Below are 25618 nucleotides of genomic sequence, written 5' to 3' on the forward strand. Positions count from 1 at the left end.
AGATCTAAAAGTATTGATTTTCATGAAGAAAATCATCATACAAATCAAGCATCGTGAAAATGCAACGTAGAAATATCTTGCAGAATAAGGAAGATAACAATGCAAAATGTACAGGGAAACACAGCTCCACCAGCTAAGTCCTCGCATCGTTTAGCGGGTATTTCCAGCATGGTGGGTACAACCATCGAATGGTATGACTTTTTTATCTATGGTGCTGCCGCAGCACTCATTTTCAATCGACTTTTTTTCCCAAATCTTGATCCCTTAACTGGCGTATTGGCAGCATTTGCTACCTATGCTGTAGGCTTTATTGGTCGACCACTTGGTGGAATTGTTTTTGGTCATTTCGGCGATAAAATCGGTCGTAAATCAATGTTATTGGTCACACTAATGTTGATGGGTATTCCAACGGTGATGATTGGGTTGTTACCGACATTTGAAACCATTGGTTATTGGGCAACGGTCTGTTTAATTATTTTAAGATTTATACAGGGCATGGCCATGGGTGGAGAATGGGGCGGAGCAGTCCTCATGGCGGTAGAGCATGCGCCAGCGGGTAAAAAAGGCTTTTGGGGAAGTTTACCGCAAGCCAGTACAGGTGGTGGTTTATTGCTCGCTTCGGTAGCTTTAGGCTTAGTCTCAATGTTACCTGAAGAAGCGTTATTTAGCTGGGGTTGGCGTCTACCATTTTTAGCCAGCATTATTTTACTGGCTGTAGGTTGGTATATTCGTGTAAAAGTACCTGAATCACCAGACTTTGAAAAAGTTAAAGCGCAAACCGAAACAATTAAAGTTCCAGCAAAACAGGTATTGAAGAATCATCCTAAGCAGTTGATTACGATTATTTTATCTCGAGCTGCTGAAAATGCTTGGTTCTATTTGGCATCGACATTTGCTTTAGCCTATACCACCACACAGCTGAATATTCCTAGACAAGACATTTTGTTTGCAACGATTTGTGGTGCTGCAGTCATCATGGTCATTACGCCAATTTTTGGGCATTTGTCTGATAAAGTTGGGCAAAAAAACATGTTTAGATTTGGTTTATGCGTATTGGCTTTATACAGTTATCCATTTTTTGCGATGTTAAATACCAAGGATCCTGTATTGGTTTGGACGGCCATAGTGATTGGTATTGGTGTGGTTTTTCCTTTGATGTATGCGCCGCAGTCACAGTTATTTTCACGCCAATTTCCAGCAGAAATACGCTATAGCGGTATTTCAATCTCAGTTCAATTTGCAGGCGTGCTAGGTGGTGGTTTAGCACCATTAATCGCGACGAAATTGCTAAGTATTGGTGATGGAAGCCCTAATTTAATTATTGCCTATATTTCAGGCTTTGCTGTGATTGCGATTATTGCATCTTCATTTTTAAAGCCAGATCAAATAGAGCAAAAGACTAAAGTATTTAGTAGTGAGGAAATCAAATCTTCCTAAATCAACAATCAGGAAAACAGTAGACTGATTTAAATATAGAAATACATATTTACAGCCATAACAACAATTGTTATGGCTTTTTCTTGTCTAAGGATTGTGGCAGGACAAACTTATTTTTAGCGAAGCTTAGGAACATAGCAATTTGAATACAGTTGATGTGCAAGAGCTGTGAATTATCATCTTTGTAAATAAATTTGAAGCATTTCGTATAATGTATATTATGTTAAATAAGATATCCAAGATTGCGCCCTACATAACTCAGCCGTTGGCGCAACTTCACTGGAGAGATTAATATTATGGTGAATCTCTCCAGTGAAGTATCCTAATGAACATAATATACGTTATGCCGAAATCTGGTACGCTATGTGATGATCTAGCCGGACAAACAATAATTTTAGTATCGTATTCTTCATCATGATCTAATTCTGATTTTTGCAACTGCTCTAGCACTGTCTCCAGCAGATCGCGCATGTATATATATAATCATCATTGGTTAAAATGCCCTTTTTTTTCCATAGCTGAAAGTTTTTATAGGTCTATTAAAAACGGATGTTACAAACCACTAAAGCTAATTTGTTTGCAAAAAAATGATCAATTTTAAAGTAATAAATAATACCCATTACAATAAAAAATTTTATAAATAAATTAAAATATATATCTATATTTATGTTTTGCAAATCCAAGCAATACAAAACCAAGAAGAATATAGAAAATATAGTTAACAAAACTATAAGTATTATTTTTCTTAATTTTATCACTAAGTTTCTATAGAATAACAACCTTCTATATCTTATTGCATATTTTCTATATAAATCTTTTGATTTCATAATATTAAACGCATTTTTTTAATTATTAATTTTTTTAAACCATATTTAAAATAATTATTTTTCTAAACTATTTAACAATTTATTATAAATAAAAGATGAATATTCAGGAAAAATATTCATCTTTCATTATGTCATATAATATTTTTTAAATATTCCCAAGGAAAAATCCCTTGATTATGACCATCACTAAAACAGATCTGTACACCATAACCTTGGCTATTCAATTCGGTAACCTGTACATGATCGACCAATGAAATCGGTAACTTCTTAATCTTGTTATAACGACAAAATGCACAAGGACATGCATTTCGCAGTTGATCATGACTCAAAGTGATGGTCTTTTCTTCCGACCAAATAAAATGGATGAGATCTCGCTCAACATCAAACTGGATATCTGTCGGTTTTGTTTGCGAATTATTCTGCATGGGCTTGCTCCAAAATTAACCCTAAACCAATACGAATCGCTTTACGCACTTCAGGGTCTGGGTCATCTGCATGCTCTTGTAATAATTGTTCGGCACGACTACCCCCAATTTCGCCCAATGCCAAAGCGACTTCTTTACGGAGGTTACTAATTTTAAAGTCAAAATTATGTGCCAGGCCATCCAAAGCCTGTTTGGATTTAATGAGTCCTAAACTACGCACCACTGCAATACGCACTTGCCAATAGGTGTCATACAACAGTTCAACCAAATTTTCTTCAAGTGAGGCTAATTTTAATTTTCCAATGGTTAATGCAGATTCAACGCGCAATTGCCAATCGTGTGAGGCTAAACCATAGGCTAAGGCATCTATAACTTCAGGATGTGCCTGTTTTACATAACCTAACCCACCTGTTGCAATACGACGAGTCTCTAAATCTGGGTCGTTGCGTGCAATTTGACTTAAACTACTAACGGCTTGTTCTTGCTGTAACCAACTCAATGTACTCACCGCTTCACGGCGTACCAATACATCTGTGTGATGAATATGTTTTTCAATTTCTTGATAAAAACTAAGATCACGTAAAGGTTTTAAGGCTCTTAAAATGGCAACTTTGACCGCAGGTTCTTCTTTAGCCAAATAGCCTGCTAAAACCTCTGCAGATTGAGCTTGTTTAACTTCACTTAAACTTTGCGTCGCTGCTGCAACCACTTCAGCATCTGGATCTAATAATGCTCCTGCCAAAGCATTTAAACTGTGTGGATCTTCCCAACCTTCAAGTCGTTTTGCCGCTTCTAAACGTACTAAAGACGCTGGGTCATGTGTCAATGCATAATGCAACCAAGGTAATAAATCTTCCCGCTCTTCATCTGCAATATTCATTAATGCGATAAACCGTCTTTTTTCATCCTCTTGATTGAGTTGCTCAAGAAAATCTAAATCATCTTCATCTATATTGTTTAATTCTGGGTATTGGAACTGCATGGGGTTTATCCTTCTACAACTGCTTTTTTGGGAATCCCCAAAGGATTTAATCGATTCATATCTTCTAAAATTTCACGCTTTAAAGCATGCATACAATGTTTCTTTAATTCGGTAAATTCTAGTGAAGTAACAATGTCAATGTCTCTAGGACGAGAAAAATTCAGTGGAATTTCCTCAATAATTCGCCCTGGACGATGGCTCATGATCAGCACACGATCTGCTAAAAAAAGTGCTTCATCTATGTCATGAGTAATAAACAGCACTGTGGTTTGAATATCCTGCCAAATATCAAGCAAGAGTTGCTGCATACGAATACGTGTTTGCGCATCTAATGCACCAAAGGGTTCATCCATCAATAAAACTTTGGGCTGATTAATCAATACACGAGCAATTTCAACCCGTTGCTGCATCCCCCCTGAGAGTTCCGCAGGAAATTTCTGTTCAAAACCTGTTAGTCCAACTAAGTCGATCATGTGCTGTGCTTGTTTTTGGCGTTCCGTTGCTGAAATACCTTTCATTTTTAAGCCAAAAGCCACATTTTCAATGATGCTTTTCCAAGGAAATAAAGTGTGATGCTGAAATACCAAGCCCCGATCAGGATGCGGTTTAGACACTGTTTCAGAATCGACTAGCAATTCACCAGCGCTATAGGGCAAGTGTCCTGCCAATGCACCAAGTAATGTCGATTTGCCACAACCCGAAGGTCCTAGTAAGCACACAAACTCACCTGCTTGAATATGTATATCGACCTGATTTAAAGCTTGAAAACGCTGCTGACCTTGTCCTAAGTGTAAGGACAACTTACGAATGTCAATTTCACCAAGTTTTTTCAGAGATTGATTCACATGTTCAGTCATTAGGCTTTCCTTAATTGATACCAGGGAGTAAATTTTTTTCCAATCCAACGTACTAAGGCACTACTCAACATGCCTAAGGCACCAATGAGTAACATTCCAACTACGATGCTGCTGTAATTTTGTAGCGTGAAAGACTCCCAAGTGAAATAACCAATGCCTAACTGACCTGAAATCATTTCAGCCGTAACTAAACAAAACCAGCATGTCCCCATACCAATGGATAGACCTGTAGTGATATTTGGTAAAGCACCCGGAATCACCACTTCTCTTACAATGGCAAATTCAGATGCACCGAGACTTTTTGCAGATGCAATCAATCGAGGATCTACTGCTTCCACCCCATGAATGGTATTCAATAAAATTGGAAAGAGTGCCCCAATAAATGTGATGTAAATCATGGAAGCTTCTGACGATGGAAAAATTAAAATTGCCAATGGAATCCAAGCCACCGCAGGAATTGGACGCAAGACCTCAAGCGGTGTTAGAAAAAAAGCGGCCATTTTCTTATATTGACCAATCAGCAAGCCCAAAGCCACGCCAATCACACCCGCTAAAGCAAAACCAATCAGTACCCGTAACATACTGGCTTTTAAATGCGCCAAAGCCGTCGGTAGTTGAAAAAATTGAATAATGGCTTGAACGACTTCAACCGGTGTCGGTACATTGCTAAAATTCACAATACCCAGATTAATTTTAAATTGAGCCAACGTTTGCCAAAGCAATAAGCACAGCAAAAGAGAAACAGTCCCCAATATAAATTGACTCAATTTTGGATTTTTAAGTGCATCCCATTTTACGGAAATGGCTGGATGCAACGCCTTTTCCTGATTTTCAACTAAACTTCCCATAATGCGTTTCCTCATTGTTGGCGATTAGGCTAGACAATGTGATTGCCTTATTTCACAAGTTGTTGAACAGCTTTAAAATCATAGACTTTGCCGCTGTGGGTTTGCGCAAACTTAGTGGCATCATCTTTGAGCAAAAAGGCCTGAATCTGTCCCGTTTGATTGGTTGCGAACCACGCTAAATTTGACAGTAGCTTGATGTCGCTTTGGAAATCTTGGCTATACACAACACGGGTTTGCTGACCCGCTTGTTGAATTTTCTTTAAATCTTGGAATGCATGTTCAGCCGTTTCATAACTACGCACTTGTTTTTCACCTTTGACCCAAATTTGCGTCACATGCTTAAAGGTTTGAATTGGCTCACCTGTTAAGGCATCCTTGGCAATCAAAGGTGATTTGCCATAATTGGCTAATGACTTGGTATAATCGAGCTTAGATGCTGAAAATGCATCTTTAATGTATTGCTCTGAAATAAATTGATTGACATCAATTTTTCCGTCATTCTTACCTAATATTTTTAAGGTATCGACTGCGGTTTGCGTCGCCTGGCGATATTCAGGTTTCCATGTTAAATCTCGGGTTTGTAACCCCAATGGTCCATGAAATAAATATACAACTTCGGCAGGAATACCGGTTTTATCCGCAATGAGCTGACTATATTTTTCAGGTTCTTTTTGTAGCAATTGATCTGCCTCAATGGTCGCTTGCAGATAGGCTTTAATCACTTCAGGATGTTTTTCTGCATAGTCTTTAGTAACAATCGAACCATGAAAAGTCGGTGCATTCGCCTGCGAGCCATCATAAATTTTTCGTACGATACCTTGATATGCAAACAACTCACCAAAAGGCACAAAGTCTGCATGTGCGGCAATCTTATTGCTCTTTAATGCAGGACCAGCAACTTCAGGTGCTTGCGCGATAATTTTAATGTCTTTATCCAGCTCCCAGCCTTGTTCTTTGGCGACTCGTAGCAATAACCCATGTGCGGTCGAAGCAAAAGGTACAGAAATCGTTTGCCCTTTCAGTTCTGCAATCGAATTCACCTTAGATTCAGTCGGCACAACGATGGCGTTACCACTTCCCGTAGTACTCCCAGATAGAGGATTTAAAAATAGACTTTGTTTACCTGCCTTTTGAAAAGCCGCCAAATTATTGACCGCAGGAAAATCTGCCATTGCGCCAATATCCAATCGGTCTGACACCATTTCACTGGTTAATGGAGCACCTGAAGTAAAGTTTTTCCAATGAATGTCATATGTCACATTCTTATATTCACCATCTTTGGGCAAATATTTATCGAGTAAATTCAGTTCACGGATCAGTAAACCACCTGTTGCACAGTTAATGGTTGTATCTTGTGTACCAATGGCAATACGAACCGTTTCAGCTTTTGCCGATGAGCTATTTGCATTGGTTTTATCTGTACTTTTACTGTCACAAGCGCTTAGTCCCCCTACAACAGCTAGACTGACTATGGTACTGATTAGCGCTTTTTTTCTAGTTAATTTAGACATGGATGAGTCTCTTTTATTTTAATAAATACGGGATGTTGACGTGTATCGCATCAGTTGGGCAATCCTTTTCACAAGGCATGCAGTACCAACATTCATCAAATTGCATAAAAGCTTTATTGGTTTCAGGATCAATCGCCAACAAATCCATCGGGCAAACATCTACACAGACCGTACAACCTTTATCAGCAATACATTTATCTTCATCGACCAAGACTGGAGCTATAGTTCGATGTGAAACTTCTTTAAATATCAGTGCCATTTTTATATTTCCGTATCTTGAATATTTTAAAATTTAGTCTGCAAGCGCCAATTGCTGTTTTTGGATACGCAGTTGGTCATATGAGTTTTGTTCTGCTTTTTCAATTGCGACCACATAGGGTTCAATCGGCTTTTTGAAGCTCGTCATATTGCCCTGTGCATCTTTTTTCAAATGGGCATGACAGAACCAATCGTCATTATTTTTTTCTGGAAAATCCGCACGGTAGTGATACAGTCCCCAACGGCTTTCCGTACGATAGAGTGAAGCTCGAGCCGCCATTTCTGCGCAGTCTCGAATCACAGACACTTCGGCAGCACGCATGAGTTCATGTGGGTTTGAAGCAGAAATTTGAGCAATGTCCTGCTTAATTTCTTCAAAACGACGTAAACCAATTTCCATTTTTTGACGTGTTTTTGGCGGTTGCAAATAGTCATTTACAAAGCGGCGTAACTTGTATTCCACTTGGTCTGAAGGTACGCCTTGTTTACGGTTTAATGGTGCAAAAATCCGTTCACGCTCTGCATCAATTTCCGCTTGATTGAGTTCTGACTCTTCAACATCTAGGACATATTGCGCAGAATTTTCACCTGCAAACCAGCCATAAGTAAATGCACCCAACATATAGTTGTGTGGTACTGCCGCCATATCACCAGCGCTGTATAGACCTTTCACCGAAGTTTCTGCTTTTTCATTGACCCATACACCTGAAGCACTGTGACCACTACAGAAACCAATTTCAGAAATATGCATTTCCACCATGTCAGAACGATAATTGGTGCCACGCCCTTCATGAAAACGGCCACGGCTTGGTCGCTCATTGGTATGTAAAATTTCTTCAATAGTTTGAATGGTTTCTTCTGCTAAATGATCAACTTTTAAGAATACGGGGCCATTACCGCTTTCAAGTTCCTGGTAAAACTCCCACATCATCTGACCACTCCAGTAGTCACATTCAATGAAACGCTCACCTTTACTGTTTGCGGTATAACCACCTAGTGGTCCTGTCACATAGGCACAAGCAGGTCCGTTATAATCCTTAATCAGTGGGTTAATCTGAAAACATTCCAAATTGGCAAGTTCAGCACCTGCATGGTAAGCCATGGCATAGCCATCACCAGCATTGGTTGGATTTTCATAGGTTCCCATCAAATAACCTGAAGATGGCAAACCTAAACGTCCCGCAGCACCACAACATAAAATGGCAGCTTTGGTTTTAATGACATAAAAATCACCGCTACGACAGTCAAAACCAAGTACACCATTGATTGCACCTTGTTCGTTTTTAAGCAGTTTGGTGGTCACGATACGGTTATTAATTTTGACCTGCGCACGCTTCATTTGACGGTACAGGACTTTTTTAACATCATGTCCTTCAGGCATCGGCAACACATAAGCACCCATGTGATGCACTTTTTTTACAGCAAATTCACCTGTTTCATCTTTTTCAAATTTGATGCCCCATTGATCCAACTGCTGAATGGTTTTAAAGCTATTTTGTGCATAGGCATAAATGACGGTTTGATTGACCACACCATCATTGGCGATGGTAATTTCCTTGGTATATTGCTCAGGCGTGGCATAACCTGGAATCACCGCATTATTTAAACCGTCCATCCCCATTGAAATTGCACCACTGCGCTTTACATTGGCTTTTTCAATCAATAAGACCCTTAAATCAGGATTGGCTTGTTTGGCTTTGATTGCAGCCATCGGTCCTGCGGTTCCCCCGCCAATCACCACAATGTCATATTCTAAATATTTAGTTTCCATGATATTTCCTTGATCCCGATTAACGAAAAATACGTAATTGGTACTGGAAGCTTTCGCCTGAGAAGTACAAATATTCGTAGTCAATCGGATGTTCGTGAGCATCGTGTGTGAGTCGTTCCACACGTAAAATAGGTGTATGAATGTCCACTGAAAGTAGCTGTGCTAATTCATCATCTGCCTGTATGGCATCAATGTTTAAGTCGGCATAACCCAGTGGTATAGATAAGTCTTGTTCAATGGCGGTGAAAATATCGCTAACACGTAAATCCACCTGTTTGTTTTGAAGTTGTAAGCCAATTTCTGCAGGTAAATAAGTCAACTCATAAGACACAGGTTCGTTATTCAGCAAACGTACCCGTTTAATTTCAGCCACTTGACTACGCACAGCCAATTTCAATTTGGAGGCGACTTTGAGCGGTGCTTCAATGAATTCGATCGACAACACTTCATTTAAAATGTGATGCCCACTCGATGACATGGCTTCTGCAAAGCCTTGAAGCTGTGTGATGTTTTGATAGGCTTTCGGCTTACTGACAAAAGTACCTTTGCCATGCACTTTAAAAATCAAACCATCCTGTGAAAGCTTATGCAGCGCCTGACGAACGGTAATTCGGCTCACTAAAAACAACTCTGAAAGCTCATTTTCTGATGGCAATTGACCCAATGCTGGGTATTCACCTGATTGAATTTTTTGTTGCAACTGCCCTTTGATTTGTTCATACAATGGCAACTGGCTATTTTTACTGCTTGGCTCAGACATCGTTTTCAACTTGTTATAACAACTTGAGCAAACAATAATTAATTAGACACAGAAATTGAAATATTAAGATTTGATTTATTTATGAAAAATAAAGCTGAATAAACTCAGTAAGTTATTATTCTTAAAATGAATTTGTTTTTGTTAAAAAAATATAAGATATAGAATCTAAATAATGGTTCATGAACTATTGAAATTAAAACCCGTGAGTAAAAATATTGAAAATTATTTTGTGAATCTAGCTTTATGTGAATGTAAGTTAAATAAGATATTATGCAAACCTAATTACTATAATGACCTACCGTCTGGCTTACATAATTCTCTGATTCTTTAATTGGCACAAAAACTATTCTTATTTTCTCACATTGATCACTTGTTTAATGCTTTGATTCCAAAAAATTGTCACATGACGCTACACATTGGTACATTAAGCAAGATCGAAAAAATCTGTCCGTTATTTAAATCAAATAGTGAACATACTTTTTAGAAAAATTAAAATCCAATCAATGCATGGCTGAATCAGGTGCAACGCTGTATATCAAAAGCGGACATTTGCAACATGCTAGAGACGTTTGGACACATTAATTGAATATGTAAATAGCTTACATATCTTGCTTTAAGACATGATCTGCCTGAAAAATTTGATAAGTTAAACGTTCCGCTGTGTCATGGGGTAAAGGTTCTACCACTTGTAGACTGTTGAGACAACGCTCGGTTAACTCAATGTACTGCGCCGTACCATGACGTTTCCAAGCAATTTCTTGATCGGTTAAGGCTCTCACCACCCGTGCAGGACTGCCCAATACCAGCATATTATTAGGAATCTCTGCCTTTGCCTTAACTGTACTGTTGGCACCTATAATCACATTTTCCCCAATCACAGCTTCATCGAGAATCACACTATTCATGCCAATGAGGGCATTCTTGCGTACCACACAGCCATGCAAAATAGCACCATGCCCCACATGACCATACTCTTCCACCAAGGTCACACTGTTTGGAAAGCCATGAATGGTACAAGAATCTTGTACATTGGCATTTTTTTGAATATGAATACGGCCAAAATCAGCACGTAAGGCAGCAAAAGGTCCAATATAAACCCCTGCCTCAATAATCACATCGCCAATCAACACGGCGTTTGGGTGTACAAAAGCCTGAGGATCGACCACTGGAATCACGCCATCAATGGCATAGCACGGCATTGTTATATCCTTATTGTTAATTTTAAATTAGACGCTAATTTAATAGCTCAAATCTGGCTGTTTTAAACCACCAAAACGTTTATAAAACTGTGGGTGTGCAGGCGGCATACTGCCTTCAGCCGTACGTGCAACATTTAAGAAAAACTCATCGCCTGCCATAAATACCGCCTGATACAAATTGGTACTTAAATTACGTGCAATTAACGACAGCCAGTCCGTCGGTAACAACTCAAATGGTAAATTTGGATCTTTAAGTAAAATACGACGGAACTGATGAATCAATAAGATACGAATTTGAAAGGCTTGGACGGCATCTATTTCTTCATCTTGCTCGACAAAATAGAAAAACTCACGAAAATCACTAATGAATTTTTCATAGCGTTGATGTAATTCTTGAATGGGCCAATTCACAACCACCATACGTTTAATCGTAGGATAAGATTCTTGCCAAAGTTCTAGGGTTTCGGCACGAAACACCACCACTTGATCGGTCATTTGATGACTAAGTAATAAATTTTGCAGCTTTTGTTGATCACAGCCTGGATAAGCCATGACATTAGTTGCAATATTGGCAAACCCTAACCACTCAAGCTCTTTCTTTAACACCAATTTGTTTTCAAGTTCAACTGAGCTCAGTAGCACCAAGTCCCACTTTTTATCCCAATCTTTATGACTAAAGCCATAGATTTTTTGATCGGCCATGATAAAACGCTGACGACTACTTTCCGTAATACGGTAATAACTGGTGCGCCCAATTTTCTCTGAACTGAGCCAGCCATTTTGTACCAAACGAAAGACCGCAGTACGCACTGAACGTTCATTCAAGCCAAATACGTCCATTAGCTGAATTAAGCTCGCAAGACTGATGACACCTCCACGGTGATAAATGCTATCACCAAAAATGGTCATGACCAATGAAGTCCCACTGAGCGCTTCACGTTGAATAAACTCATCAATAATTTGTTTTAATTTAGGATTCATTGCGTTTTCATTTACCTGTGAATTGCCTGATGAGCCTAGTCATCAGGCATGTTCATTTAAGCGGATTGTCGAATATCAAACACGCGCTGCGCTTTGCCTTCAGAGCGAGGTAAACTCCCTTCATTCAGCACTTCAACACTCACACTAATCCCCACCATAGTTTTAATTTGTGATTTCAATTGGTTTGCAAGCTGCGTCGCCAATTGAGGACTGCTATCTTGACGCATTTCAGTGCGAATATGCAATGAATCCAAGTGTCCTTGCTTACAAATATGAATCTGATAATTCGCAATTAATTGTGGAATTTGCAAAATTTGCTCTTCAATTTGCGATGGGAACACATTCACACCACGAATAATCATCATGTCATCACTGCGACCGACAATTTTATCCATACGACGCATGGTACGTGATGTGCCTGGCAGTAAACGTGTCAAGTCACGGGTACGATAACGAATCACCGGCATGCCTTCTTTGGTAATTGTCGTGAATACCAATTCACCCAGCTCACCATCTTGCACCACTTCGCCTGTTTCAGGATTGATAATTTCTGGATAGAAATGATCTTCCCAAATGGTTGGGCCATCTTTGGACTCTAAACATTCCATTGCCACCCCAGGACCCATGACCTCAGATAAGCCATAAATGTCTAAGGCATCAATACCTAAACGCGTTTCAATTTCTTTACGCATTTCATTGGTCCAAGGTTCAGCACCAAATACACCGGTTTTAATAGAACAGTCTTTGGCTGAACCAAACTTTTTCTCAAGGGCTTCAATGATATTCAAGCAATACGATGGTGTCACCATGAGTGCTGTTGGTTTAAAATCGTGAATTAACTGCGCTTGTTTGTCTGTTTGCCCGCCTGACATTGGAATGACAGTAGCACCCAAACGCTCTACGCCATAATGTGCACCTAAGCCACCGGTAAATAAACCATAACCATACGACACTTGAATGGTGTCTTTACTGCTTAGCCCTGCAGCCCGCAGCGATCGTGCGACTACGTCCGACCAGATATTGATGTCATGTTGGGTATAGCCAACCACCGTCGGTTGACCTGTAGTGCCCGATGAAGCATGTACGCGCACAATTTGCTCTTGAGGCACCGCAAACATGCCAAATGGATAATTGTCACGTAAATCTTTTTTGGTGGTAAAAGGGAATTTTGCTAAGTCCTCAAGATGTTTAAAATCATCTGGATGTACACCTGCTTCATCAAACTTTTGCTTATACACCGTGCTGTTATAATAAGCATGATTGAGCGTCTTTTTTAAACGCTCAACTTGCAGTTGACGTAATTCATCTACAGATGCGGTTTCGATGTGTTCCATTGCATTTTTATTCATTGTCTTACTCCTTACGCAGTCATCGCGACAGCTTGTTTTATGTCAATCAATTACGTCCTGAATTGATATTTTCGAGTATTAAGGCAACACCTTGCCCAACGCCCACACACATGGTGCACAGCGCATATTTTCCTTGTTGAATTTTCAGTTGATGCATTGCGGTAAGGACTAAACGTGTACCACTCATGCCAAGTGGATGGCCCAAAGCAATGGCACCACCATTTGGATTGATACGTGCATCATCATCCGCTAAACCCAGTTCACGAATCACAGCTAAAGCTTGTGCTGCAAAGGCTTCATTGAGTTCAATCACATCCATTTGCTCTAAAGTTAAGCCCGTTTGTGCTAAAACTTTACGCACTGCAGGTACAGGCCCAATACCCATATAACGTGCTTCTACACCAGCACTTGCAATCCCTAAAACTTTCACTTGGGGAGTTAAACCATGCTGCTCAGCAAAGGCGTTATTACCTAAGAGTAAACATGCAGCACCATCATTGACACCTGATGCATTGCCTGCTGTGACCGAACCTCCTTCTTTACGAAATGGTGCTTTAAGTGCATTTAAAGCCTCTAGTGTAGTTTCTGCACGTGGATGTTCATCTAGAGCAACACGCACTACACCTTTTTTGCTTTTAATCTCAACTGGTAGAATCTCACGCTCAAAGCGACCTTCAGCCTGTGCTTTTGCTACTTTTTGCTGACTGTTGTAGGCAAATTGGTCTTGATCGGCACGGCTGATATTGTATTTTTCTGCTACGTTTTCAGCAGTTTCAGGCATGCTGTCGACGCCAAAATTGGCTTTAAATAGCGGATTTATAAAACGCCAACCAATAGTGGTATCAAAAATTTCAGGTGTACGGCTAAATGCACTCGTCGGTTTAGACTGAACAAAGGGCGCACGTGACATGCTTTCCACACCACCCGCTAATACAAACTGCGCTTCACCCGATTTAATCGCACGTGAAGCAAGCCCCACTGCATCTAAACCTGATGCACATAAACGGTTCACCGTAATGGCAGGTACACTGTCAGGTAAACCGGCAAGCAAGCTTGCCATCCGTGCCACGTTACGATTGTCTTCACCCGCTTGGTTGGCACAGCCGAGAATCACTTCATCGACCTCCGTCCAAGGCAAATTTGGATGTTGTTGCTTCAAATACTGAATCGGCAATGCAGCCAAATCATCAGTACGAATACTACTTAAACCACCGGCATAGCGCCCAATTGGGGTACGAATCCCATCAAAAATAAATACATCTTGCATCATTTTATCCTTAACTGGCAGCGCGTAATGGCTGCTGCGTTGACACGTTTCCTTGTGCCGCTTTTTTTAATAAATATAGATTAGGACGATAACGCTCTTCACCATAAATACGATACAGATTTTGCAAAGTCTGTAAAATAATGTTGTATCCTAATTCTTGTGCCCATTGGAATGGTCCTTTAGGATAATTCACAGCAAATTTCATGGCTGCATCAATGTCTTGTTCAGACGCAATTTGATGTAAAACGGCCTCGCATCCTTCATTGACCAACATGGCAATAGTGCGCAGTACATATAATCCTGGATGATCCTGAGACCAAATCGGAATAATATTTAGACCGATAAACAACTGTTCAATCGTTTTTTGATCTATCGCTGTACATGCTGGTGAAGCTGTAACTGCAATGGCTTTGGCTTGTGACCAATCGCCATGCCAATCCATCAGTACCACTTTTTGTGTTGCATAATCAATCTCGGCAGATTGCCCCATTGATAAACGTAAAGACACATCACCGATGAGAATTTCAGCCGTAGGCGCCGCTTCAATACGCAGATGAATATGTGCAGATTGTTGCAATAGTGCGATTAAACCATGTGAATGTGACCAATCACCTTTGACCACCACCTCAATTTTTTCAGGTGATTTACTGTAAATCACAGGGAGTTGATACACTTTTTTAGAATGTTCCGTTCGATAGTCATAAAAACCCTGTTGAGTTTTGCGACCAAAACAGCCTGCTTCCACCAATTCCTTTTGAATCAAGGATGGACGGTAACGCGGTTCATCAAAAAAGGCATCATAGACACTCTGTGTGACAGAAAAGTTAATGTCTTGGCCAATTAAATCGGTCAGCTCACACGGCCCCATCGAAAAGCGTCCACATTCACGCATGATAAAATCAAGTTGCTCAGGCGTGGTCGCATTTTCCTGCAGGGCACGAAATCCTTCCGCATAATAAGGACGTGCAATACGATTGACGATAAACCCTGGGGTGGATTTGGCACGTACTGGCACTTTTTTCCATGCTGTCATCAAGCTGACTAAAGCATCAGAAATTGCTGGGTCTGTTTTTAAGCCTGCAATCACTTCCACTAACTTCATCACTGGTGCTGGGTTAAAGAAATGCAAACCGACCACGCGTTCTGGATGTGGAATATTGGCAGCAATCGCAGTAATCGAGATTGAAGATGTATTGGATGCAAAGATCGTCTCAGGCGAGCAGATATCAGCAAGCTGTTGAAATAGCTTTTGTTTAACGTCTTTGTTTTCTACAATCGCTTCTACAATCAGTTGGCTGTCTGCTAATTCGTGTAAATCCGCTGCCACGTTTAAATTGGACAAGGTCAGTTGCAAGAGATCAGCCGCCATTTTTCCGGCATCTACACGTTTTTGTAATTGCTGTTTTAGTGCAGCAAAAGCGCTTTCTACACGTTGTGGATCGACATCATACACATGGGTCGGATGGCCATGCATGGCCGCCAATTGTGCAATGCCGATGCCCATGGTACCGGCACCAATCACTGCCACAGGGGCATGCTGTAAATGAAGTTCTGCCATGATTTAGCATCCTGTATATTGTGGTGTACGTTTTTGCATAAAGGCTTGTACGCCTTCACGATAGTCACTGCTACGCCCTGCTAAACGCTGTAAATCACGTTCTAAAATCAATTGCTCATCGAGGCTATTAGCTGCTGCAGCATGAATGGCTTTTTTAATCAATGACAAACCATAAGTGGGTTGTGTCGCTAAATGTTCTGCCAATTTGCTGGCTTCGGCTTTCAGTTTTTCGTCTTCAACCACTTGCCAAATCATGCCCAATTGTTGTGCTTGCTCAGCTGGAATCTTATCGCCAAGCATAGCCAAAGCCATTGCTTGTGCACGACCAACCAAACGTGGCAAAAACCATGTTCCACCCGAATCTGGAACTAAACCTAAACGACAAAAGGCTTGAATAAAGGATGCTGATTTTGCAGCCAGTACAATGTCACACGCCAAAGCAATGTTGGCACCTGCACCCGCTGCTACACCATTCACTGCACACAGCACTGGTTTCGGCATTTCAGTAATCAGTTTGATCAGTGGGTTATAATACATTTCAATCGAGCGGCCTAAATCAGGTGCATCGGCATTTGGATCAACCACGCGGTCACTTAAATCTTGTCCTGCACAAAAACCTCGACCTTCCGCAGAAATCACCACTGCACGAATCTCAGCATTTTTTGCCCATGCTTTGAGAACTCCTGAAACTTCTTGATGCATGATTTCATTAAAGCTATTGAGTTGCTTTGGACGATTAAACGTTAAATAACCGACTGCATTTTTTTCTTCGACAATAATTGTTTGGTAATCCATTACACACCTCTAAATGCGGGTTGTCTTTTTTCTAAGAAAGCTTGAATGCCTTCCTGACGATCTTGGGTTGCTGCCAACCACACAAAATGTTGACGCTCGAGTTTTAAACCCTGGCTTAGGGTCACTTCATGAATACTTTTTAGCGACTGTTTAATCACACGAATCGCTAGGGGTGCTTGCTTGGCAATTTTTTCTGCCAATTCAACGGCATATTGCACCGTTAAAGCTGTTGGGCAAATTTGACTGCTGATCCCGTGTTGCAATGCGGTCTGGGCGCTGATCATTTCACCTGTCATTGCCCAACGCATACACAGTTGCTGACCGACGAGACGTGCCAAACGCTGTGTTCCACCTGCACCGGGCAACATGCCTAAACCAATTTCTGGTAAAGCAAATTGTGCATTTTCACCACTCAACACAATGTCACCATGCAATGCCAACTCAAAACCTGCGCCTAAGGCATAACCGTTGACGGCCATAATTAAAGGCTTTGAAAACTCATCAATCCGCTTCCACAACTGTGGTCGTTGATCCTGTTGAATGCTGACCACATCAAGTTGGGCAAGCTCATTCAAATCCGCACCTGCAGCAAAGCATTGTGAATGACCTGTAATCACGACTGCATGCACTTCACGGTCTGTATCTAAGGTTGTTAAATAATCCGCGAGCTCTTGCAATGTGGCATTGTTTAAGGCATTGCGCTTTTCAGGGCGATTCAGTTCAATGAGCACCACACCGGTTTTTGGAGAACTACTTTTTAGATATTGCATGTCCATACTTTCATTCCACACGGCGTTATTCATCAAAACTTAAGCGTACATTGGCAGTGGTTGGACGGGCTTGGCAGCTCAAGACATAACCTCTTGCAACTTCATCCTCTTCAAGACTGTAGTTGATGGCCATCTCGACTTCACCTTCAAGTACCTTACACTTACAGGTGGCACACACCCCACCTTTACAGGCATAAGGTAAATCTGCACCTGCACGTAATGCGGCATCGAGGATGCTGTCATCTTGTTTTGATACCTCAATGATCAACTCACGACCATCTAAAATAATGTTGACCTTTTCTTCACTACGTTGCGCAACTTGTTGTGCTGATGCTTTTGTAGTCGTACCTGTATTAAAACGTTCTGTATGAATCTTGCTGCGCTCAATCCCTAGCGTCGGCAAAATTTCCTCAACGGCCGTCATCATCTCTTCTGGACCACAGGCAAAGCAGTGATCAGTATCTGTACGAATCAAACCGGCTTTGGCCAACTGCTGGAGCTTTTCAGTATCAATACGACCGTTAAAGATCTCGCTGTCATTCAATTCACGTGAAAAAATATTCACCAATTGCAAACGCTGATGAAAGCGATCTTTAAGATCCATGATTTGTTCAGCAAACATGGTTTGTTTCCATGAACGATTGCCATAAACCAGTGTAAATGTGGCATCTTGCTGACGATTCAGCACTGATTTCACGATGGATAAAATTGGCGTAATTCCACTGCCTGCAGCAAAGCCTAAATAATGTTGTCCACCGACTTTTGCTGCTTTTTGAAAAAAAACCCCTTGAGGTGGCATCACCTCTAACACATCCCCTGCTTTGAGGTTTTCATTTGCCCATGTTGAAAATTGACCTTGATCAATTTTTTTAATGGCAATACTCATATCTTCTTGCACATCGCTACAAATCGAATAGCAACGACGAATTTCACCTTGCTCTGTGAGATGGCGAATAGTCAGGTGTTGACCTGGTTGATATTGAAACGCTGAGGTTTGTTCATCTTGCACAGCAAAAGAAATACAAATGGCATTTTCCGTTTGCGGCTGGATTGATTTAATGGTTAAGGGAATAAATTGACTCATTGTTAAAATCCTTCTTTTATTTTATTGCTGTGCTGTTCAGCGCACATCGATGTCCATTAGATTAAATACATTTAAAGTAATCAAAGGGTTCTAAGCAGTCTTGGCAGCGGTATAAGGCTTTACATGCAGTAGAACTAAACTCGCTTAACAGCTGTGTATTTACACTGCCACAATGTGGGCAAGCCACACCATCCGTCAGCGCCACATGCGTACCACACAGATGAGATGAACCTTGTGGTGGTGCAATACCGTATTCGCGTAGCTTTTCTTTACCTGATTCACTCATCCAATCCGTGGTCCATGCCTCAGATAAATCCACCACCACTTTGACAGGGTGAATGTCATGCGCCAACAATGCTGTTTTGATTTCGTCTTTGAGTAAATCAGTGGCAGGACAACCGCTATAGGTTGGGGTCAAACGCACCACAATCTCTTGGCTTGCATTGATTTCTACACCACGAATCATGCCCAAATCCAAGACCGATAACACCGGAATTTCTGGGTCAGACACCTGTTGTAAAATCTCCCAACATTGCTGCTCAACGTGTTGAATTCGGTTCATGTCACTCACTCCCTGTGAACGCTGTGATTACCACACCATCTCTGGATAGCTGCGTTGTAAATATTGCAACTCGGCAAGGACATAACCTAAATGTTCAGTATGCAAACCTTGCTTGGCTCCGCTACGGTAGGCTCCCTCTTGTGGTAGTTGTAGCTCGAAACGCGTTAATTCCGATTGAATAAGTTCTAACCATTTCGCAGGCAATATTGTTAAGTCAGGAACAATACCGGCTTCTACCAATTGTTTTTCATCGTTAGTCAGTGCAAATAGCTCTTCGGTGAAACGCCACAATTGATTTAAACCATGTTGCACCTTGTCATGTGCTTCTTGCGTACCCAGACTTAAGCGCTCCATCCAAGCTGTTGAAAAACGTTGGTGATATTTCACTTCTTTGAGAGACTTAATCGCAAAGGCAGACAGTTCGGCATTGTTGCTATTGCTTAACGCGGCAAATAACAAGGCATGATAATGATCCATTAACCATTGACGTACAATGGTCTGTGCAAAGTCGCCATTGGGTTGTTCACAGAGCAGTAAATTGCGATATTCACGCTCAGTTCGGAAGTACGCTAAACGATCTTCATCACGTCCTAAACCTTCAATACTCCCTGCCAGTGAAAGCGCAGTACGTGCCTGACCTAATAAGTCCAAGCCAATATTCGCAAGTGCAATATCAAGCTCAAGTTCAGGTGCATGGCCACACCATTCCGCTAAACGATGTGACAAAATCAGTTGGCTGTCACCAATGTGTAATAGAAATTCGGATAAAACTTTATTGGTCATGCTGTGATCCTCCAATTACATATGCTCAATGCCGTGTGGAATGTTGTAAAAGGTTGGATGACGGTAAACCTTATCCAAATGTGGTTCAAAAAACTCCGCTTTTTCATCTGGTTGTGAACAAGTAATTAACTCAGATTTGACCACCCAAATACTGATACCTTCGTTGCGACGGGTATACACGTCACGCGCATTTTGTAAGGCTATTTCATCATCCGGTGCGCGTAAGCTACCCACATGTCGATGGCTTAAACCTTGTTTGCTACGTACGAAGACTTCGTATAAAGACCAATTGTTTTTGTTATCCATGATTAAACTTCCTGTATGTCATTGATGACTTAAATGCTTATGCAATTTTGCGCGTATCATTGAATTGCTGTTGTTTTTTGGCATAGCTTGCTGCTGCATCACGAACCCATTTGCCGCCTTCCCATGCTTTACGACGTGCTTCAATACGTTCATGGTTGCATGGACCTTTACCTGCGATCACATTAAAGAATTCAGTCCAATTCACTTCACCAAACTCATAATGACCGGTCTCTTCATTCCACTTCAGGTCTGGATCTGGCACAGTTAAACCAAGCTGTAAAACTTGTGGCACGGTGTTATCCACGAATTTTTGACGTAAGGCATCATTACTAAACAGCTTAATTTTCCAATTCATGCTTTGTTCACTGTTCGGTGAATTGTCATCACTTGGACCAAACATCATCAGTGCAGGCCACCAAAAACGATTGACTGCATCTTGCGCCATTTGTTTTTGTTCAGGTGTGCCTTCTGCTAAACGCATCATGGCTTCAAAGCCTTGACGTTGATGGAAACTTTCTTCTTTACAAATACGCACCATGGCACGAGCATAAGGACCATACGAGGTACGGCACAAAGCAACCTGATTGACAATTGCCGCACCATCGACCAACCAACCAATGGCTGCGACATCTGCCCAACTTAAGGTTGGATAATTAAAGATTGATGAATACTTCATGCGACCTGCAATCAGTTTATCCATCATATCGTCACGATCTGCGCCTAAGGTCTCAGCTGCGCTATAGAGATATAACGCGTGACCTGCTTCGTCTTGTACTTTGGCAAGTAATACCGCTTTACGTTTTAAGGTGGGCGCACGGGTAATCCAATTGCCTTCTGGCAACATACCAATCACTTCAGAATGTGCATGTTGTCCAATTTGGCGAATTAAAGTTTTACGATAAGCGTCTGGCATCCAATCCTTTGGCTCAATCGATACATTATTGACAATGTTGTCATCAAATCTTTGTTGTTGCGTGTTCATGTTGTCTCACTTATCCCAAGTGTCGTTAGATTTAAATTAATACGATACAAAAAATAATTCAATTGCTTTTTATTGGTATCATATAAATATTTTTAACATCTATTAATAAGATATTGTTTTTATTTAATTAATATTTTTTTCATACAAAAAAATAATTTTTTCAACAAGGAATTTGATTGACAATCTGTTTTTTTGAATGCAATTTATGAAACACATATTATAAATTTAATATTAATAACGTATCATAAATGGAGTTATATCGATGTTGGATCTTGAGCAAAATTCACAAGACAATACCATTTCAGTGGATGGCAAATATGAGCCATCGGAATCTTTACTGCGCTTAAGTTCATTGGTTCTTGGACAAGAACACGTTGCATCAGCAGACTTACGTACAGTATTTCACGCCATTTCAGGTCAAGCCATTTACCAAGTCAGTAGTCATGGCATTGACACTCAAGCCGTGGTGCAATATGCCAAAACGCATGGTTCAAGTGTTGCCAATTGGACCTTTCATCAACGTGCCAATGCATTAAAGCAAATTGCACAGTACTTATTGGAACGTAAAGAAGACTACTATGCCCTTGCCGCAGCAACGGGCTGTACCCGTAAAGATGCGTGGATTGATATCGAAGGTGGTATCGGTACATTATTTGCCTACTCAAGTTTAGTCCGCCGTGAGCTGAGCGATGAAAAAGTTTGGATTGAAGATGATTTTATTCAACTGTCTAAACACGGTTCATTTGGTGCCAAGCATTTACTGAGTCCCAAAGCCGGCGTAGCAGTACATATCAATGCCTTTAACTTCCCGATTTGGGGCATGTTGGAAAAAATTGCACCGACTTTATTGGCGGGTGTGCCGTGTATTGTAAAACCTGCAACAGAAGGTGCTCAGTTGACCCATGCGGTGGTGAAAGCCATTCATGAAAGTGGTTTCTTGCCTGAAGGTGCATTACAGCTGATCTGCGGTCAAACCTACGATCTCTTTGAACATTTAAATGAACAGGACACCGTGACATTTACTGGTTCTGCCTCAACGGGACAAAAATTACGTGCACATCCGCATTTAAATGCCTATTCCATTCCATTTAGTATGGAAGCTGATTCAGTCAACAGTGCCATCCTGACAACCCAAGCCTCAGATGAAAGCATTGATTTGTTTGTCCGTGAAATTTTCCGTGAAATGACCACCAAAGCCGGACAAAAATGTACCGCGATTCGCCGAGCATTTGTCCCTACGGCTTTATTAGAGACGGTGCAACAGCGTTTGATTGAGAAGCTGAAAAAAGTCGTGTTGGGTGATCCAAGCCAAGAAGGTGTGACGATGGGTGCTTTGGCGAGCTATAAACAAAAGCTCGATGTTGCAGAAAAAGTCGAAATATTGGCACAAGATGCTGACATTATTTTTGGCAGTCATTTACGCCAAGATATCACTACAAATGGTTCATATTCTGAAAAATCAGCCTTATATCCACCTGCAGTTTTGCTTTGCCGTCAACCGCTTGATGCACAGTACGTCCATCAGGTTGAAGCGTTTGGCCCGGTGGTGACACTGATGCCGTATAGCACAGAAAGCGAGTTGGCAACCTTAGTCGCAAAAGGTGAAGGCAGTCTTGTGGCGTCCATTGTACGCAATGCGGATGAAAATATTGAAAGCTTAGTCGCAAAAATTGCACCATGGCACGGTCGCCTGCATATTCTAGATACCGAAAGTTCACGTGAAAGTACAGGTCATGGTTCACCCCTACCACTTTTAGTCCATGGTGGACCTGGGCGTGCGGGTGGTGGTGAAGAATTAGGAGGCTTACGTGCAGTCAAACATTATATGCAACGTACAGCATTACAAGGCTCACCAAATGTGTTAACCCAAATTGGTCATCGCTGGACAGCAGGTGCACAAGTCTTTGAAGATCGCGTGCATCCATTTAAAAAGTCATTTGATGAACTGCGTATTGGTGAGCGTTTACTAACAGCACGACGCACCATTACCGAAGCAGATATCGTTAATTTTGGTGGTTTGAGTGGCGACTATTTCTATGCACATATGGATAAAATTGCCGCTGCAGAATCATTATTTGGTGAACGCGTTGCGCATGGTTACTTTATTGTGTCTGCCGCAGCGGGTCTCTTTGTCGATGCTGCAGCAGGCCCAGTCATTGCCAACTATGGTATGGATAATTTACGTTTTGTTGAGCCGGTCAAAATTGGTGACACCATTCAAGTGGAACTGACCTGCAAGCAAAAAACACCAAAAACCTTGCGTGATCCTGAACAAAAACCACACGGCGTGGTGGTTTGGGACATTAAAGTGAAAAACCAACGCGGTGAATTGGTGGCAACCTATGACATCTTAACGCTTGTCGAGCGTGATGTATAATTTCGACTCAACCAAAAAAGGAATCAATATGATTCCTTTTTTTTATTTCATAGATATATCTGTATCTTTTTTTGTAAATAGCATTGACGAATAATGAATTTCAACCTAAATTCTATTAATGATACTTTTTAAAACTAAAATAAATAATAAATGTATCAAATATATTTCAATAATAGCTTTGCACAGGAAGTTGCAAAATGAATGACAAAACAATGGTTATAGAAACAGTTGGTTGCATCAAGCAACCTGCCATTTTAATCAAAGTAGGTAGTTATATGGACATGAATAAAAGGAATTTCGCATGAATAATTCGCAAATAGAAATGAATACACCAGAACTTGCACTGGATATCCCGGAACAATCGAGTACACAGAAAATTGCTTTAGCAACCATCGTTGGTACCACCATCGAGTGGTATGATTATTTTATTTATGCTGCTGTTGCAGGTTTAGTTTTTAACCAACTTTTTTTTACACCTGCCGGACCTGCTTTCGGAACCCTATTAGTCTTCGCCTCGATTGGTATTAGTTTTATTTTCAGACCCTTTGGTGCCTTTATTGCAGGTTACTTTGGCGATAAATTAGGACGTAAAGCTGTACTCGCTATGACTTTGCTTTTGATGGGTGGGACGACGACCATGATTGGTTTACTTCCAACCTATGAGAATATTGGTATCGCAGCTCCGATCATTTTAATTTTATTGCGTATTTTACAAGGTATTTCTGCAGGTGGTGAATGGGGTGGAGCTGTATTAATGGCTGTTGAACACGCTCCTACCAAAAAACGTGGCTTATTTAGTTCATTTCCACAGTTAGGTGTACCACTAGGTTTGTTACTTGCATCCTTTGTTCTGGTGATTATGACCGCTTATGTTTCTCCTGGTGACGCATTTTTAGAATGGGGATGGCGCGTACCATTTTTACTCAGTATTATTTTATTTGGTTTAGGCTATTGGATTCGTCGCTCAGTTGAAGAAAGTCCAGTGTTCGAACAATTAAAAGAGCGTAAAAGCACAGCAAAAAAACCAATACGGGAACTATTTTCTGAGTATAAAAAACTTATTTTAACAGCTTCCCTTCTTACTGCTGGTACAACTTCACTTGGTTATATGACAGCAGGCGGTTTCATTCAAAGTTTTACTACTAATCCAAATGGCATGGCGTTAGATCGACCAACAATTTTGAGTTTAGTCTGTACTTCTGCAGTCATTTGGACATTCTTTACTTGGCTTTCAGCAGTCATGTCCGATAAATTTGGTCGAAAACCTATTTATATTTTAGGTTCAATCATCCAAATTTTAACTGCACTATTCTTATTCCCATTGGTTAGCACTGGTGAATATGTATACATTATGCTTGGTTTAGCAATACTCGCTATGGGAATTGGAATCACCTATGGTGTGCAAGCTGTTTATTATTCTGAACTCTTTCCTGCATCTATTCGATTCTCTGGTATTTCGATTACTTATGCACTGGGTTCAATCATTGGTGGTGCATTTGCTCCCCTGATTGCTGCAGCTTTAATCACTAAAGCTAACGGCATTTTCTTGGTAAGCACCTATCTGACGGTTATGGCTGTTATTGCTTTCATTGCAATCTGTGTACTTAAAGACCGCACAGGTATTACACTGGAACCAACCGATGAAGCTGAGAATGCACAAAAGAAATCGCCATTTGTTTGGAAATAATCTTAGCGTTTAGATTTTTAAAATGACTTGCACATGATGTCATTAAAAATAAGACTTGACTCGGACTTTTCAATCCGAGTTTTTTCTTGACTGATGCTTATAAATTTCTGCATATACTAACAGTCAAAAGAAGTATAGGCTGACTAACTAAAAATGAATTGTTTAAATTAATTATTTTATGAATGTTAATTCTTCTTTTATTAATTTTACGCTTATAAATCTCATACCCAAGATCTTATCTA

General features: G+C 40.7%; 23 protein-coding genes. 3 read left to right on the plus strand and 20 right to left on the minus strand.

Annotated elements, in window-relative coordinates:
- Positions 1 to 99: 99 nt before the first annotated feature.
- Positions 100 to 1437 carry an MFS transporter gene (locus tag FTU80_RS10230; protein ID WP_180084963.1) on the plus strand — a complete coding sequence of 446 codons (1338 nt, stop codon included), beginning with the start codon at positions 100 to 102 and terminating at the stop codon, positions 1435 to 1437.
- A gap of 958 nt (positions 1438 to 2395) precedes the next feature.
- On the opposite strand, the gene FTU80_RS10235 is transcribed toward FTU80_RS10230, so the two are convergent.
- From FTU80_RS10235 to paaA, 20 genes are all read right to left on the minus strand, one after another.
- Positions 2396 to 2689, minus strand: coding sequence for a DUF971 domain-containing protein (locus FTU80_RS10235; RefSeq protein ID WP_180084964.1), 294 nt, complete (start codon positions 2687 to 2689; stop codon positions 2396 to 2398).
- The gene (locus tag FTU80_RS10240; protein WP_180084965.1) at positions 2679 to 3671 is read right to left on the minus strand and encodes a HEAT repeat domain-containing protein; all 993 of its coding nucleotides are present in this window, start codon (positions 3669 to 3671) and stop codon (positions 2679 to 2681) included. Before FTU80_RS10240 ends, FTU80_RS10235 begins: the two co-directional genes overlap by 11 nt.
- A gap of 5 nt (positions 3672 to 3676) precedes the next feature.
- Positions 3677 to 4528: an ABC transporter ATP-binding protein gene (locus FTU80_RS10245; RefSeq protein WP_180084966.1), complete on the minus strand. Its 852-nt coding sequence runs from the start codon at positions 4526 to 4528 to the stop codon at positions 3677 to 3679.
- Complete coding sequence (locus FTU80_RS10250) at positions 4528 to 5376, minus strand: ABC transporter permease (RefSeq protein ID WP_180084967.1); 849 nt, start codon at positions 5374 to 5376, stop codon at positions 4528 to 4530. The genes FTU80_RS10245 and FTU80_RS10250 overlap by 1 nt, the downstream gene beginning before the upstream one ends.
- 47 nt (positions 5377 to 5423) lie before the next feature.
- Positions 5424 to 6887 carry an ABC transporter substrate-binding protein gene (locus FTU80_RS10255; RefSeq protein WP_180084968.1) on the minus strand — a complete coding sequence of 488 codons (1464 nt, stop codon included), beginning with the start codon at positions 6885 to 6887 and terminating at the stop codon, positions 5424 to 5426.
- 13 nt (positions 6888 to 6900) lie between these two features.
- Positions 6901 to 7146, minus strand: coding sequence for a ferredoxin family protein (locus FTU80_RS10260; RefSeq protein WP_078190695.1), 246 nt, complete (start codon positions 7144 to 7146; stop codon positions 6901 to 6903).
- A 33-nt stretch (positions 7147 to 7179) separates the two neighbouring features.
- Positions 7180 to 8916: a fumarate reductase/succinate dehydrogenase flavoprotein subunit gene (locus FTU80_RS10265; protein WP_180084969.1), complete on the minus strand. Its 1737-nt coding sequence runs from the start codon at positions 8914 to 8916 to the stop codon at positions 7180 to 7182.
- A gap of 19 nt (positions 8917 to 8935) precedes the next feature.
- Entirely contained in the window at positions 8936 to 9676 is a 741-nt protein-coding gene (locus tag FTU80_RS10270; RefSeq protein ID WP_180084970.1) for a GntR family transcriptional regulator, read from the minus strand.
- Positions 9677 to 10275: 599 nt separating this feature from the next.
- On the minus strand, positions 10276 to 10875 hold the full coding sequence (locus FTU80_RS10275) for a gamma carbonic anhydrase family protein (RefSeq protein ID WP_180084971.1): 600 nt from the start codon (positions 10873 to 10875) through the stop codon (positions 10276 to 10278).
- A 39-nt stretch (positions 10876 to 10914) separates the two neighbouring features.
- On the minus strand, positions 10915 to 11856 hold the full coding sequence (locus tag FTU80_RS10280) for a PaaX family transcriptional regulator C-terminal domain-containing protein (protein ID WP_111884656.1): 942 nt from the start codon (positions 11854 to 11856) through the stop codon (positions 10915 to 10917).
- A gap of 56 nt (positions 11857 to 11912) precedes the next feature.
- The gene (gene paaK / locus FTU80_RS10285; protein WP_180084972.1) at positions 11913 to 13205 is read right to left on the minus strand and encodes a phenylacetate--CoA ligase PaaK; all 1293 of its coding nucleotides are present in this window, start codon (positions 13203 to 13205) and stop codon (positions 11913 to 11915) included.
- Positions 13206 to 13251: 46 nt separating this feature from the next.
- Positions 13252 to 14472 (minus strand): 3-oxoadipyl-CoA thiolase, encoded by a 1221-nt coding sequence (gene pcaF / locus FTU80_RS10290; RefSeq protein WP_180084973.1) that lies wholly within the window; start codon positions 14470 to 14472, stop codon positions 13252 to 13254.
- Positions 14473 to 14482: 10 nt separating this feature from the next.
- Positions 14483 to 16030 (minus strand): 3-hydroxyacyl-CoA dehydrogenase, encoded by a 1548-nt coding sequence (locus tag FTU80_RS10295; protein WP_180084974.1) that lies wholly within the window; start codon positions 16028 to 16030, stop codon positions 14483 to 14485.
- Positions 16031 to 16033: 3 nt separating this feature from the next.
- Positions 16034 to 16825, minus strand: a complete 792-nt coding sequence (gene paaG, locus FTU80_RS10300) for a 2-(1,2-epoxy-1,2-dihydrophenyl)acetyl-CoA isomerase PaaG (protein WP_180084975.1) — start codon at positions 16823 to 16825, stop codon at positions 16034 to 16036.
- Positions 16825 to 17595 carry an enoyl-CoA hydratase-related protein gene (locus FTU80_RS10305; protein WP_180085091.1) on the minus strand — a complete coding sequence of 257 codons (771 nt, stop codon included), beginning with the start codon at positions 17593 to 17595 and terminating at the stop codon, positions 16825 to 16827. Before FTU80_RS10305 ends, paaG begins: the two co-directional genes overlap by 1 nt.
- Positions 17596 to 17620: 25 nt before the next feature.
- Positions 17621 to 18679, minus strand: coding sequence for a 1,2-phenylacetyl-CoA epoxidase subunit PaaE (gene paaE, locus FTU80_RS10310; RefSeq protein WP_180035206.1), 1059 nt, complete (start codon positions 18677 to 18679; stop codon positions 17621 to 17623).
- Positions 18680 to 18740: 61 nt separating this feature from the next.
- Positions 18741 to 19241: a 1,2-phenylacetyl-CoA epoxidase subunit PaaD gene (gene paaD / locus FTU80_RS10315; protein WP_180084976.1), complete on the minus strand. Its 501-nt coding sequence runs from the start codon at positions 19239 to 19241 to the stop codon at positions 18741 to 18743.
- Positions 19242 to 19268: 27 nt separating this feature from the next.
- The gene (paaC, locus tag FTU80_RS10320; protein WP_078193736.1) at positions 19269 to 20024 is read right to left on the minus strand and encodes a 1,2-phenylacetyl-CoA epoxidase subunit PaaC; all 756 of its coding nucleotides are present in this window, start codon (positions 20022 to 20024) and stop codon (positions 19269 to 19271) included.
- A gap of 15 nt (positions 20025 to 20039) precedes the next feature.
- Positions 20040 to 20330 (minus strand): 1,2-phenylacetyl-CoA epoxidase subunit PaaB, encoded by a 291-nt coding sequence (gene paaB, locus FTU80_RS10325; RefSeq protein WP_078193737.1) that lies wholly within the window; start codon positions 20328 to 20330, stop codon positions 20040 to 20042.
- 37 nt (positions 20331 to 20367) lie between these two features.
- Positions 20368 to 21312 (minus strand): 1,2-phenylacetyl-CoA epoxidase subunit PaaA, encoded by a 945-nt coding sequence (gene paaA / locus FTU80_RS10330; RefSeq protein WP_111884663.1) that lies wholly within the window; start codon positions 21310 to 21312, stop codon positions 20368 to 20370.
- A gap of 262 nt (positions 21313 to 21574) precedes the next feature.
- On the opposite strand from paaA, the gene paaZ reads away from it, so the two are divergent.
- Positions 21575 to 23689 (plus strand): phenylacetic acid degradation bifunctional protein PaaZ, encoded by a 2115-nt coding sequence (paaZ, locus tag FTU80_RS10335; protein WP_180084977.1) that lies wholly within the window; start codon positions 21575 to 21577, stop codon positions 23687 to 23689.
- A gap of 301 nt (positions 23690 to 23990) precedes the next feature.
- Positions 23991 to 25376 (plus strand): MFS transporter, encoded by a 1386-nt coding sequence (locus tag FTU80_RS10340; protein WP_180023683.1) that lies wholly within the window; start codon positions 23991 to 23993, stop codon positions 25374 to 25376.
- Positions 25377 to 25618: the final 242 nt, after the last annotated feature.

This window comes from Acinetobacter sp. YH12145 (genome assembly GCF_013418335.1).
Classification (GTDB): domain Bacteria; phylum Pseudomonadota; class Gammaproteobacteria; order Pseudomonadales; family Moraxellaceae; genus Acinetobacter; species Acinetobacter amyesii.

What these genes read in the sequence shown, in the direction of transcription:
- FTU80_RS10230 (WP_180084963.1), top strand. Translation starts at nt 100, where the DNA reads ATGCAAAATGTACAGGGAAACACAGCTCCACCAGCTAAGTCCTCGCAT.
- FTU80_RS10235 (WP_180084964.1), bottom strand. Translation starts at nt 2,689, where the DNA reads ATGCAGAATAATTCGCAAACAAAACCGACAGATATCCAGTTTGATGTT.
- FTU80_RS10240 (WP_180084965.1), bottom strand. Translation starts at nt 3,671, where the DNA reads ATGCAGTTCCAATACCCAGAATTAAACAATATAGATGAAGATGATTTA.
- FTU80_RS10245 (WP_180084966.1), bottom strand. Translation starts at nt 4,528, where the DNA reads ATGACTGAACATGTGAATCAATCTCTGAAAAAACTTGGTGAAATTGAC.
- FTU80_RS10250 (WP_180084967.1), bottom strand. Translation starts at nt 5,376, where the DNA reads ATGGGAAGTTTAGTTGAAAATCAGGAAAAGGCGTTGCATCCAGCCATT.
- FTU80_RS10255 (WP_180084968.1), bottom strand. Translation starts at nt 6,887, where the DNA reads ATGTCTAAATTAACTAGAAAAAAAGCGCTAATCAGTACCATAGTCAGT.
- FTU80_RS10260 (WP_078190695.1), bottom strand. Translation starts at nt 7,146, where the DNA reads ATGGCACTGATATTTAAAGAAGTTTCACATCGAACTATAGCTCCAGTC.
- FTU80_RS10265 (WP_180084969.1), bottom strand. Translation starts at nt 8,916, where the DNA reads ATGGAAACTAAATATTTAGAATATGACATTGTGGTGATTGGCGGGGGA.
- FTU80_RS10270 (WP_180084970.1), bottom strand. Translation starts at nt 9,676, where the DNA reads ATGTCTGAGCCAAGCAGTAAAAATAGCCAGTTGCCATTGTATGAACAA.
- FTU80_RS10275 (WP_180084971.1), bottom strand. Translation starts at nt 10,875, where the DNA reads ATGCCGTGCTATGCCATTGATGGCGTGATTCCAGTGGTCGATCCTCAG.
- FTU80_RS10280 (WP_111884656.1), bottom strand. Translation starts at nt 11,856, where the DNA reads ATGAATCCTAAATTAAAACAAATTATTGATGAGTTTATTCAACGTGAA.
- paaK (WP_180084972.1), bottom strand. Translation starts at nt 13,205, where the DNA reads ATGAATAAAAATGCAATGGAACACATCGAAACCGCATCTGTAGATGAA.
- pcaF (WP_180084973.1), bottom strand. Translation starts at nt 14,472, where the DNA reads ATGCAAGATGTATTTATTTTTGATGGGATTCGTACCCCAATTGGGCGC.
- FTU80_RS10295 (WP_180084974.1), bottom strand. Translation starts at nt 16,030, where the DNA reads ATGGCAGAACTTCATTTACAGCATGCCCCTGTGGCAGTGATTGGTGCC.
- paaG (WP_180084975.1), bottom strand. Translation starts at nt 16,825, where the DNA reads ATGGATTACCAAACAATTATTGTCGAAGAAAAAAATGCAGTCGGTTAT.
- FTU80_RS10305 (WP_180085091.1), bottom strand. Translation starts at nt 17,595, where the DNA reads ATGCAATATCTAAAAAGTAGTTCTCCAAAAACCGGTGTGGTGCTCATT.
- paaE (WP_180035206.1), bottom strand. Translation starts at nt 18,679, where the DNA reads ATGAGTCAATTTATTCCCTTAACCATTAAATCAATCCAGCCGCAAACG.
- paaD (WP_180084976.1), bottom strand. Translation starts at nt 19,241, where the DNA reads ATGAACCGAATTCAACACGTTGAGCAGCAATGTTGGGAGATTTTACAA.
- paaC (WP_078193736.1), bottom strand. Translation starts at nt 20,024, where the DNA reads ATGACCAATAAAGTTTTATCCGAATTTCTATTACACATTGGTGACAGC.
- paaB (WP_078193737.1), bottom strand. Translation starts at nt 20,330, where the DNA reads ATGGATAACAAAAACAATTGGTCTTTATACGAAGTCTTCGTACGTAGC.
- paaA (WP_111884663.1), bottom strand. Translation starts at nt 21,312, where the DNA reads ATGAACACGCAACAACAAAGATTTGATGACAACATTGTCAATAATGTA.
- paaZ (WP_180084977.1), top strand. Translation starts at nt 21,575, where the DNA reads ATGTTGGATCTTGAGCAAAATTCACAAGACAATACCATTTCAGTGGAT.
- FTU80_RS10340 (WP_180023683.1), top strand. Translation starts at nt 23,991, where the DNA reads ATGAATAATTCGCAAATAGAAATGAATACACCAGAACTTGCACTGGAT.